Genomic DNA, 11,445 nt, shown 5'->3' with positions numbered 1-11,445 from the left:
ACTTCCTGGATGCCCGGGCCGTTGCCGAGGTCGGCGCTGATGGACACACCCGGAAGCAGGTTCGGGGTGATGATCTGCAGCGGGTTCGCCGGCGTCGCATCGTCAAGCAGGAAGTTCGGGGTGGTGTAGCTGAAGTTGATGCCAACGCCCAGCGACCACGGGAAGCCGATCTGGTAGCCCAGCTCCAGCGTGCCCTCGAACGCATCGGCGCCGGGTCCGGCGACGATGAACTTGGCCCGACCCGAATGGAACCACTCACGGGTCAGACGGTTGCGGTCAAGCGGGAACACACCGTTGAGGAAGGTGTCCCACTGTTGGACCGTCAGGGTCCGGTCCTGGCCATCGACCAGGCTTAGCTCGTTGTCCAAACCTGCGTGAGAGGTGCCCGTGCTCGTGAAGAGAGCAGCGAGGGCCGCGATCAACGCGACCAGCACCCGACTGATTGCCTTCATGTTCTCCCTAGCTTGTCGTGACGGACTCTGTGTTCCGCCGTTTCCTGTGAGTGCCCGGCTCTACCGCTAAGCCTGACACCCCGCAAGTGCTTCATGTGAGTGGAATTAGAAAGCTCACATGTTGTTCTTACGTAATGCTCATCGTTGACAGCAGAAACATAACGGTGAGGCATCCACCGGGCAACGCGTACACATCTGCTCGGCTCGCTGCCCGCCGCATGCCGGGGAGTTTGCCCGGTGGGTTCCACCGGCAGGCCGCGGGGTGCGTGAACCCCGCGAGGGCGCTACGGAGCCAGTGACCGCCCGCACATCAGGACAAGTGGGGAGACTTGTTCAGTCCGTTGATGTTTCCCGCGTTCGGTGCGAAATGACAGCTCAGCCGTGGTGCGGCGGCACGTTCGCCCGCAACCAGTCGTCGCGCTCGGCATCACCGTCGGAGGGGTGATCGTCCCACTCATCCTTCGTGGTTTCAGGAAGAGAATCACCGAAAATCTTGTTAACTGAATGGCCGTCTGACGGCGATGGATGGGTCACGATCGCGTCTTCGTGTGACGAAGATCACACATGGCCCTTGGTAGCTGTTCACTCCGCCGTAACACAATTTGGCGAAGCCCACGCGCAACTGACGGCAGCGCCAATTGCCCCGCTGAGCGTGGCTGGCAGCTGCCGAAGGATGCCGAAGATGGCAAGGGGTTAAATCTCCAAGCTGGATAGCTGGTCGATTATTTGGACTGCCAGCGGGCCCAGCGTCGCCATTCCGTCCCGGACCGCAGCCCGCGATCCGGCGATGTTCACGACCAGGGTGCTGCCCGAAATTCCGGCCAGTCCACGCGACACACCCGCATCGACGATGCCTGCCGACAGCCCCGACGCACGCAGAGCTTCGGAGATGCCGAGAAGCTCGCGGTCCAGAATCGTTCGGGTGGCTTCTGGCGTGACGTCGCGGGGGGTCACGCCGGTGCCGCCGACCGAGATCACCAAGTCGACACCGCCGATGACGGCCGTGTTGAGCGCATTGCGGATCTCGATCTCGTCGGCGGAGACGACCACGGCGCCGTCGACGACGAAACCCATCTCCCCCAGCAGCTCAGCGACCAGCGGACCGCTGTGGTCCTCTTCATCTCCGTGCGCCGTCCGGTCGTCGACGACGACGACCAGCGCGCGGCCCACCAATTCACCTGGCTGTTCCATGAATGCAACCGTATATCCCGGCACCGACGGCGTCGCGGCCATCCTGAGCTCCGGGCGTCCCGGCGCGAGCGTCACTGCTGTGCCTTGCCGAGCGTGACGTCCACCGTCTGCGGCTTACCCGATGGGTCGAGGTAGGTCAGCGTGACCTTGTCACCAGGCGCCCTCGACCGCACGGCCGCCACCAGAGCGTCGGCGCTGCCGATCACCCTGTCGTCGACCTTGGTCACGACGACGCCGCTCGGCAGGCCCGCAGCTGCGGCGGCGCCGCCTGCGGTGACGTCGACGATCTTGGCCCCGTCCACGCCGGCGTCATTGCCCACCTGAACACCGAGCGAGGCATGCGACGCGGTACCGCTCTGGATCAATTCGTCGGCGATGCGCTTGGCCTGGTCGACGGGGATGGCGAAGCCCAGTCCGATCGAGCCGCTCTGCGACTGCCCCGAATCCCCACCGAGAGTGGCTATTGCGGAGTTCACCCCGACGAGTTCGCCGTTCATGTTCACCAGCGCCCCACCGGAGTTACCGGGGTTGATCGCGGCGTCGGTCTGGATGGCGTCCAGGACGGTGTTCTGGTTCTGTGCGTCGCCGCCCGCGGCCACCGGCCGATTCAACGCGCTGACGATGCCAGTGGTGACGGTGCCCTCGAGTCCAAGGGGCGAGCCGATGGCCACGACGTCCTGGCCGACGCGGAGATTGCCCGACGACCCCAGCGTGATCGGGGTCAGTCCGGAGGCACCCGCTGCCTGTACGACGGCGATGTCGCTACTTGGGTCGGTGCCGACCACCTTGAAGGTGGTGGTGGCGCCGTTGGCGAAGGTGACCTTGGTCTGGACGCCGCCGGTGGGCGCACCCGGTCCGCCGTTGGCGGCCGCCACCACGTGGTTGTTCGTGAGGATGAGGCCATCGGTGGACAGGATGATGCCCGAGCCCTCCTCGGACTGCTTGCCCATGTCGGTCTCGAGTTTGACCACGCTGGGGACCACCTTGGCTGCCACCTGCTCGACCGAGCCGGCGGGAAGGCTCGCCGCGGGCTCGCTCGGCGTGGCACCTGCGGTCAACGAATTCAGCGCGGGCCGGCCCGGCTCGACGAGTGTGGCGACGCCGCCGCCGATGCCAGCGGACACGACGGCGATCGCCAGCGCACCCACCATCAACCGGCCCGCGCTCGAACGCTTCTGGGGAGCCGTCGGCGGCATGGGCATCATTCGCGTCGGATTGCCGGGGCGATACGGATCCTGCGGGCCGCGGTACGACTGGGGGGGTTGCGTGGCGTATCGCCAGTCGTATGACTGCTGCGGGTAAGGACCCGTCCGGTGCTGGCCCGGGTAGCCCGGCGCAGCACCCTCGTGCGCCCCTGGCCGATGCCCGGGCGGCGGTGGCGGCGAGTACCTCGGATCGTTCGTCATTGCGACTGTGTGCTCTTCTTTCGAGTAGTTTGCGTCGACGCTCTGTCAGGAACAACGAAGGGCTGGCCTCGACTGTGCCCCCCGGGGCTGAGAATCCACTTAGAGATCGTTCGGGACTTGCCCAGACTTCTCGCCAATCCACCCCAGATCACCCATTCTCGGTGCTGCCGGGCACCCCGTCCACCGCAGCGCCCTCGCGTGTCGCGGCCATTCCGACGCCGCCGTCGGTCAGCAGCCTGCCCGGCAGAACCAGATGAATCGACGTCCCCGACGGATTACCGCCGGGCACCGTGTCGTCAATCCAAAGTGTCCCACCGTGTTTCACGACGACCTGTTTGACGATCGCCAGACCGAGACCGGAGCCGGTCATCGCCCTGGCCGTCGCCGACCGGTAGAACCGCTCGAAGACGAGCGCGCGCTCGGCGGGTGGAATGCCGGGCCCGAAGTCCGACACCACCAACTCCGCGTGCATCGAATCGATCTGCGTCATCCGCACCGCGACCCGGCCCGCGGCGGGACTCCACTTCGCGGCGTTGTCGAGCAGGTTGAGCACCGCCCTCGACAAACCGGTCTCGTCGCCATACACCTGCCAATGGATGGCCCGCACATCGAACTCGATGTCGTTACGGCGCCTGCGAACTCGCTCAAGACTTCGGTCAAGGACCTCGGAAACGTCAACGGGTTCGTGAATCGTCACACCGGCGTCGTCCCTGGTGAGGTCGACCAGATCGCCGACCAGTGTGGACAGTTCCTCGATCTGCCCGAGGACGTCGGTGCGCAGTCCGGCCATCTCCTCCTCGGGGATACTCGGCGCACCGGGTGCCATCGATGCCATCAGCAACTCCACGTTGGTACGCAACGAGGTCAGTGGCGTTCGCAACTCGTGGCCAGCATCGGTGACGAGACGGGACTGCCGTTCCCGGGACTCGGTCAGTGCGCGGAGCATCATGTTGAACGCCTCGGTGAGACGGGCGAGTTCGTCACTGCCGTGTACCGGGATCGGGCGAAGGTCGTCCGTCCTGGCGACGCGCTCCGCGGCGTCGGTCAGCCGCGCCACGGGCCGCAGCCCGGTGCGCGCAACCGTGCCGCCGGCGATGGCGGCGACCGCCATCCCCAGTCCACCGACGATCAGCAGGATGGTTCCCAACCTCTTGATCACCTTGCCGGTCGGGTCGAGACTCTTCGAGATGAGCAGGGAATCGCCACTGGGCAGGTGTACGGCCAGCACGCGCTGAAAGTTGACGGTCCGCAACGACATTCGAAGCGTGCCCTGGATGACGCTCTTCTCCGGATCACCGAGCGGAAGCGTCTGCCCCTCCTGGTTGGCCGTGTAGATGGACCGCCCCGGCATCACGAACATGGCGTTGACGTCGGAGTAGGCCGTGCCCTCGATCGCCTTGCCGGGGTCGACGGCCAGCAGTCCGCTCTCGATCAGCAGCCGTGCGCGGATCTGCAGCTGGTTGTCGATGTCGTCGTAGAGCGCGCGGGACACCACCGCATAGACGGCGAGGGCCATCAGGACCACCACCATCGCCACCATCGACATCGCGAGCAGCATCACCCGCCAGCGAAGCGACACCGAACTGGCGTCGTGCGTGACGTGAGTCCGAACGTCGACGGCCCGCCGCTCACGGGAACGCCACCAGAACGGCGAGTGGGCCGAAGCCATCAGGGCGGGGTCTCACGCAGCACGTAGCCGACGCCGCGGACGGTGTGAATGAGCCGATGCTCCCCTTCCGCTTCGGTCTTGCGGCGCAGGTAGCCGACGTAGACCTCGAGGGCGTTGCCGGACGTCGGGAAGTCGAAACCCCACACTTCTTCGAGGATGCGACTGCGGGTCAGCACGCGGCGCGGGTTGGCGATCAACATCTCCAACAGTGAGAACTCGGTACGGGTGAGGCTGATCTGGCGGTCGCCGCGGGTGACCTCACGCGTCACCGGGTCGAGGCTGAGATCCGAGAACGTCATCGCCGCGGAATCACGGTCGTCGGGCAGGACGCGTCGCCTCAGCAGGGCACGCATCCGCGCCAGCAACTCTTCGAGGGCGAAGGGCTTGGGCAGATAGTCGTCGGCGCCGGCGTCTAGGCCTGCGACCCGCTCCGACACCGAGTCACGGGCCGTGAGGACCAGGATGGGCAGGTCGTCACCCGTGCTGCGCAGCTGCCTGCACACTTCGAGCCCGTCCAGCCTCGGCATCATCACGTCGAGCACCAGGGCGTCGGGCCGGTCGCTGGCGATCAGATCCAGGGCTTCGAGGCCATCCTGGGCCAGGACCACCGAATATCCATTGAAGGCGAGTGACCGGCGCAGTGATTCGCGCACAGCGCGATCGTCGTCAACCACGAGTATGCGCACAGCCACAGTTTCAACCCCGCGCCTGAGACGGGCCTGAGAGGCGCGCCGCCGGAGCGACTACTTACCTGGGTTAGCGGCGGTCGAGGTCGATCAGGCCGAGACGAGCGGCCTTCAGCAGACGGCGCGGCACTTTGTGCTGCTGACCCGCCACGTTGACGTTGACCAGGCCGACCGCCTCGGTCTTCCACTGCGACCGCCGACTACGGGTGTTCGACCGCGACATTCTCCGCTTGGGCACAGCCATGGTGGAGCTTCTCCTCTTGAGATTCTTGCTTTGGGGATGCCGCGCACGCATGGGCGTCGGCAATTGCCCATCAGGATAGCCGGTGTGCTGCTCAGGCTCCAAAAACAGGCGGAGCGGGGCCCCGCGCGGGGTCGGACGAAAGACAACGAGTCCGGAGACGTCACACGTCTCCGGACTCGTTGGATGTTCTGGCGGATCCCGCCTTAGGGAGCCGTTCCACCATTCTGGATGGCGCTGGCGAACTGTCCTGGCGCTGCCGCGAGGCTGGCAGCCAGTTGTCCCGGCGCTGCCAGGAGGCCGCCGGCGATTGCGACAGGGGCGGTCACGATTTGGTTGACACCAGCCCCAAGGAACTGCCCCGGCGCCGCCGTAATTCCGCAAGGCGCAGTGCTGTTGCCGTCACCGTCCAGGGGGCACGACGAGTCGACGCCCGCGAACTGCAGCGGGGCGGAAGTGAGGCCGCCGACCAGCTGCCCCGGCGCCGCTGCCAGGCTGCCGGCGGTGGTGGCAGGCGCTGCGGCGACATTGGTCACGATCGTGCACGGAATCGACGTGAACCCCGTCGCACAGCTTGCCGACGCGGGTGCGGCCAACGCAAAGCCGCCGGCGCTAGCGAAACCGATGAGGCCAGCGACGATGAGGGTGGATTTCACGAATTCTCCTAGGTATGAACAGGGGGGTGCGGTGCGATGCTCCGTAGCATACCTCCCTGAACGCGTTCGTAGCGGTTCAAACAAGTCGCAGGTAGAGCGGCTTTTGAGGGCTCTGGAAAATGCGATTGACGGATACGGTGATTGATCTTGACCGGGGTGGCTCAGCCTGCATAAACGGGCGGAGCGGGAACCACGCCGTCCTGCACCATGCACACCACGACCAAGTCGCGGGTCGTATACATCCGGTTGGTCACCGGGTCGCACTGGTTGGCGTGCTCGACGAGTGCCGTCACCCGGTAGTCGCGACCGGGGTCGTTGCACGACACTACGGTGACGTACCGCAGATCGTCGTCGTCCAACGACAAGTGATCGTTGCGGTAGTCGACACACGTGCCCACCGGGAAGTCGACGGCCATCCCGGACGTGGCGGCAGAAGCGGGGGCGGCGCCACCGACGGCGAGGGCGCCCGCAAGCGCTCCACCTGCTAGTAGGGCGCGGAAGGTAGTCAGGGCGTCCATGTCGCGAACTATAGGACCCAACCTGGTCAGCCTGGTCCCTTTTCGGCGCCGATGACGATGGCAATCGCCGCGTCCCCTTGACGTGGAACCGGAGGTACCGGCTAACCTACCGGCCTACCGGTTGGTTGAACATCGACGACGATGGGAGCTTGAATTGGCGCCAGTTCGAATAGGCAACTGCTCGGGCTTCTACGGCGACCGGCACGCCGCCATGCGGGAGATGGTGACCGGCGGCGAGCTTGACTACGTCACCGGCGACTACCTGGCCGAACTCACCATGCTGATCCTGGCCCGCGACCGCGCCAAGTCACCAGAGCGTGGTTACGCCAAGACCTTCCTGACCCAGCTCGAGGAGAGCCTCGGGACCGCGCTCGACAACGGCGTGAAGATCGTCGCCAATGCGGGCGGTCTCAACCCGGCGGGTCTGGCCGCCGCCGTGCGCGCGCTGGCCGAGCGGCTTGGCCTGGCCGTCAACGTCGCCCACGTCGAGGGCGACGACCTCGTCGGGCGGGCTGCGGAGCTGGGTTTCGGAACTCCCCTTTCCGCCAACGCCTACCTCGGCGCCTGGGGCATCGTCGACTGTCTCAATGCGGGAGCCCACGTCGTCGTCACCGGCAGGGTCACTGATGCGTCGGTGATCGTCGGGCCCGCGGCCGCGCACTTCGGCTGGAAACCAACCGACTACGACGCTCTCGCCGGCGCGGTCGCCGCAGGCCACGTCATCGAGTGCGGCACTCAGGCGACCGGCGGCAACTACGCCTTCTTCACCGAAATCCCCGACCTCGCCTACCCGGGCTTTCCGATCGCCGAGATCGACGCCGACGGCTCGTCGGTGATCACGAAGCATCCCGGCACCGGCGGCCTGGTCAGCGTCGACACCGTCACCGCGCAGCTGCTCTACGAAATCGGTGGGGAGCGCTACGCCAACCCCGACGTCACCCTGCGGGTAGACAGCCTTGCGCTCACGGCCGACGGGCCCGACCGGGTGCGCATCAGCGACGTGCGCGGCGAACCTCCGCCACCGACCCTCAAGGTGTCGGTCAACACCGTTGGTGGATTCCGAAACGCGATGACGTTCGTGCTGACCGGCCTTGACATCGAGGCCAAGGCCGACCTGGTCCGGCGCCAGCTGGAAGCTGGCCTGACCGTGAAGCCCGCCGAATTGGAGTGGACGCTAGCGCGTACCGACCATCCGGACGCCGATACCGAAGAGGCCGCCAGCGCGCTCCTGCGGTGCGTGGTGCGCGACCCGGACCCCAAGAACGTGGGCCGCCACTTCTCCTCGGCCGCAGTCGAATTGGCCTTGGCCAGCTATCCGGGCTTCACCACCACCGCGCCGCCAGGCGATGGCCAGGTGTACGGGGTCTTCACGCCCGGCTACGTCGACGCCACCGAGGTGCCGCACGTCGCCGTGCATGCCGACGGAACCCGCAGGGAGATTCCCGCGGCCACCGAAACCAAGGTGCTCGAGCCCGTCGGTCCCTTCGCACTGCCCCAACCGCTCCCCTTCGGCGAGACCAGGCGGATGCCGCTGGGCCACATCGCGGGGGCCCGTAGCGGCGACAAGGGCGGCAACGCCAACGTCGGCGTGTGGGTTCGCACCGACGAGCAGTGGCGCTGGCTGGCCCATGCGCTCACCGTCGAGAAACTTCGTGAATTGTTGCCAGAGACAAGGGATCTGCCCGTGTCCCGATACCTGCTATCCAACCTGCGCGCGGTGAACTTCGTCATCGAGGACATCCTCGGCAAGGGGGTGGCCCATCAGGCCCGCTTCGACCCCCAGGCCAAGGGTCTCGGCGAATGGCTGCGGTCCCGGCACGTCGACATCCCGGAGGCATTGATCCCGTGAGCATCTGGAATACCCCCGAACGCGAACAGCTCCGCAAGACCGTGCGGACGTTCGTCGACCGGGAGATCCTGCCGAACGTCGCCGAGTGGGAGCGCACCGGCGACATCCCGCGCGACCTCCACTTGAAGGCCGGCGAGGCGGGGCTTCTCGGGGCGGGCATGCCCGAATCCGTCGGTGGTGGTGGCGGCGACGGCGCCGACGCGGTCGTCATCTGCGAGGAGATGCACCAGGCAGGTGCCCCTGGTGGCGTCTTCGCCTCGCTGTTCACCTGCGGCATCGCCGTGCCCCACATGATCGCCTCTGGCGACGAGCGGCTGATCGAGACCTACGTCCGGCCGACCCTGCGCGGCGAGAAGATCGGCTCGCTGGCCATCACCGAGCCGGGCGGCGGGTCGGACGTCGGGCACCTCACCACGAAGGCAGTCCGCGACGGAGACGACTACCTCATCAACGGCGCCAAGACCTACATCACCTCCGGCGTGCGGGCCGATTATGTCGTGACCGCCGCGCGGACGGGCGGACCCGGCGCGGCAGGGGTCTCGCTGATCGTCGTCGACAAGGGCACGCCCGGCTTCGAAGTCAGCCGCAAGCTGGAGAAGATGGGCTGGCGGTCGTCGGACACCGCCGAGCTGTCCTACACCGACGTGCGGGTGCCCGCGACCAACCTGATAGGCGCCGAGAACAGTGGCTTCCTGCAGATCGCCGGGGCGTTCGTCAGCGAGCGAGTCGGGCTGGCGGCGCAGGCGTACTCCAGCGCGCAGCGGTGTCTGGACCTGACCGTCGAATGGTGCCGCCACAGGGAAACCTTTGGCCGGCCGTTGATCTCGCGCCAGCAGGTGCAGAACACGCTCGCCGAGATGGCGCGCCGGGTGGACGTTGCTCGGGTGTACACGCGGTACCTCGTCGAGCGGCAACTCGCCGGCGACACCAACCTGATCACCGAGGTCTGTCACGCCAAGAACACCGCGGTCGAGTCGGGCGAGTGGGTGGCCAATCAGGCCGTCCAACTGTTCGGCGGCATGGGCTATATGGCCGAGTCCGAGGTCGAACGGCAGTACCGCGACATGCGCATCCTCGGCATCGGCGGGGGAACCACGGAAATCCTCACCGGGCTGGCCGCCAAGACGCTTGGATACCAGTCGTGAGCACACCGTTGAAGTCACTGGTCGACGTCAGGGGGGCGGCGTTCACCGACGCGGCCACGGCGATGACCGCCAAGCTCACCGAACTCGACGCCGAACACGCCAAGGCGCTGGCCGGCGGTAGCGCCAAGTCGGTCGAGCGCCATCACGCCCGCGGCAAGCTGACCCCACGCGAACGCATCGAACTACTGATCGACCCGGATTCGCCGTTCCTCGAATTGAGCCCACTCGCCGCCTGGGGCAGCGACTTCCACGTCGGCGCCAGCGTCGTCACGGGGATCGGCGTCGTCGAAGGCGTCGAGTGCCTGATCGTCGGCAACGACCCCACCGTAAAGGGTGGCACCAGCAACCCGTGGACACTGCGGAAGATCTTGCGCGCGAACCAGATCGCCAGGGAGAACCGGTTGCCGGTGATTTCGCTCGTCGAGTCGGGCGGGGCGGATCTGCCGACGCAGAAGGAAGTCTTCATCCCCGGCGGTCAGATGTTCCGGGACCTGACCAGACTGTCCGCGGCGGGCATCCCCACCATCGCCCTGGTGTTCGGCAACTCCACCGCGGGCGGAGCCTACGTCCCAGGCATGTCCGACCACGTCGTGATGATCAAAGAACGCTCGAAGGTGTTCCTCGCCGGGCCACCACTGGTGAAGATGGCCACCGGCGAGGAGTCCGACGACGAATCCCTTGGCGGCGCCGAGATGCATGCCCGCACTTCGGGTTTGGCCGACTACCTCGCCTTCGACGAACTTGACGCCATTCGCATCGGACGCCGTATCGTGGCAAGGCTCAACTGGCAGAAGACCGGACCCAAGCCGGGCCCGGTGACCGAGCCGCTGTTCGACGCCGACGAGTTGATCGGCCTAGTGCCTGCCGACCTACGGGTGCCGTTCGATCCGCGCGACGTCATCGCCCGCGTCGTCGACGGCTCGGAGTTCGACGAGTTCAAACCGCTCTACGGCGGTTCGCTGGTCACGGGGTGGGCGACCTTGCACGGCTACCCGATCGGCATTCTCGCCAATGCGCGCGGTGTGCTGTTCAGCGAGGAGTCGCAGAAGGCGACCCAGTTCATCCAGCTGGCGAACCGTTCCAACACGCCACTGTTGTTCCTGCACAACACGACCGGCTACATGGTGGGTAAGGCATATGAGGAAGGCGGCATGATCAAGCACGGCTCGATGATGATCAACGCCGTGTCCAACTCGACCGTCCCGCACATCTCGCTGCTGCTCGGAGCATCCTACGGCGCAGGGCATTACGGCATGTGCGGGCGAGCCTACGACCCGCGCTTCCTGTTCGCCTGGCCCAGCGCGAAGTCGGCCGTGATGGGCGGCGCCCAACTGGCCGGCGTCATCTCGATCGTCAGCCGTGCTGCCGCCGAGGCAAGGGGCCAGCAGGTCGATGAGGACGCCGACGCCGCCCTCCGCGCCGCGATCGAGGCTCAGATCGAAGCCGAGTCGCTACCGATGTTCTTGTCCGGCCGGATGTTCGACGACGGTGTCATCGATCCACGCGACACCCGCACCGTGTTGGGAATGTGCCTGTCCGCCATCGCCAACGGCCCGATCGAGGGGACGTCGAACTTCGGCGTCTTCCGGATGTGAGCGCCAAGATGTCCCCCAACAGTGCGATTTGTGTGTT

At 66.4% G+C, this 11,445-nt stretch carries 12 protein-coding genes; 3 read left to right on the top strand and 9 right to left on the bottom strand.

Translation table 11 applies throughout. The features are described 5' to 3' along the window. The 9 genes from QOD90_RS06135 to QOD90_RS06095 form a co-directional block, all read right to left on the bottom strand. Positions 1–452 (bottom strand): MspA family porin (locus QOD90_RS06135; RefSeq protein ID WP_526347696.1); only part of this gene is annotated, 452 nt, incomplete at its 3' end. A 375-nt stretch (positions 453–827) separates the two neighbouring features. Continuing rightward, a complete protein-coding gene (locus QOD90_RS06130; protein ID WP_526347694.1) occupies positions 828–986 on the bottom strand; it encodes a hypothetical protein in 159 nt (52 codons plus the stop codon). Positions 987–1,145: 159 nt separating this feature from the next. Beyond that, on the bottom strand, positions 1,146–1,685 hold the full coding sequence (locus QOD90_RS06125; protein WP_526347700.1) for a MogA/MoaB family molybdenum cofactor biosynthesis protein: 540 nt from the start codon (positions 1,683–1,685) through the stop codon (positions 1,146–1,148). 29 nt (positions 1,686–1,714) lie between these two features. Further along, on the bottom strand, positions 1,715–3,049 hold the full coding sequence (locus QOD90_RS06120; RefSeq protein ID WP_526347692.1) for a S1C family serine protease: 1,335 nt from the start codon (positions 3,047–3,049) through the stop codon (positions 1,715–1,717). A gap of 148 nt (positions 3,050–3,197) precedes the next feature. Next, positions 3,198–4,718 (bottom strand): HAMP domain-containing sensor histidine kinase, encoded by a 1,521-nt coding sequence (locus QOD90_RS06115; RefSeq protein WP_526347690.1) that lies wholly within the window; start codon positions 4,716–4,718, stop codon positions 3,198–3,200. After that, the gene (locus QOD90_RS06110; protein ID WP_526347688.1) at positions 4,718–5,404 is read right to left on the bottom strand and encodes a response regulator transcription factor; all 687 of its coding nucleotides are present in this window, start codon (positions 5,402–5,404) and stop codon (positions 4,718–4,720) included. Before QOD90_RS06110 ends, QOD90_RS06115 begins: the two co-directional genes overlap by 1 nt. 70 nt (positions 5,405–5,474) lie before the next feature. Beyond that, positions 5,475–5,648: a 50S ribosomal protein L32 gene (gene rpmF, locus QOD90_RS06105; protein WP_526347686.1), complete on the bottom strand. Its 174-nt coding sequence runs from the start codon at positions 5,646–5,648 to the stop codon at positions 5,475–5,477. A gap of 203 nt (positions 5,649–5,851) precedes the next feature. Beyond that, a complete protein-coding gene (locus QOD90_RS06100) occupies positions 5,852–6,301 on the bottom strand; it encodes a hypothetical protein (protein WP_526347684.1) in 450 nt (149 codons plus the stop codon). Between the two features lie 161 nt (positions 6,302–6,462). After that, complete coding sequence (locus QOD90_RS06095) at positions 6,463–6,819, bottom strand: hypothetical protein (protein WP_526347682.1); 357 nt, start codon at positions 6,817–6,819, stop codon at positions 6,463–6,465. A gap of 154 nt (positions 6,820–6,973) precedes the next feature. Between QOD90_RS06095 and QOD90_RS06090 the strand changes: the two genes are divergently transcribed. From QOD90_RS06090 to QOD90_RS06080, 3 genes are read left to right on the top strand one after another with little or no spacing between them, the layout of a single operon-like run. Next, the gene (locus QOD90_RS06090) at positions 6,974–8,668 is read left to right on the top strand and encodes an acyclic terpene utilization AtuA family protein (protein ID WP_526347680.1); all 1,695 of its coding nucleotides are present in this window, start codon (positions 6,974–6,976) and stop codon (positions 8,666–8,668) included. After that, positions 8,665–9,813, top strand: a complete 1,149-nt coding sequence (locus QOD90_RS06085) for an acyl-CoA dehydrogenase family protein (protein ID WP_526347678.1) — start codon at positions 8,665–8,667, stop codon at positions 9,811–9,813. The genes QOD90_RS06090 and QOD90_RS06085 overlap by 4 nt, the downstream gene beginning before the upstream one ends. A gap of 8 nt (positions 9,814–9,821) precedes the next feature. Further along, on the top strand, positions 9,822–11,408 hold the full coding sequence (locus QOD90_RS06080; protein WP_526347698.1) for an acyl-CoA carboxylase subunit beta: 1,587 nt from the start codon (positions 9,822–9,824) through the stop codon (positions 11,406–11,408). Positions 11,409–11,445: the final 37 nt, after the last annotated feature.

This window comes from Mycobacterium sp., from assembly GCF_032161845.1.
GTDB lineage: Bacteria > Actinomycetota > Actinomycetes > Mycobacteriales > Mycobacteriaceae > Mycobacterium.
Note: the sequence above shows the minus strand (reverse complement) of the source record. Positions and strands in the feature narration are given on the sequence as shown.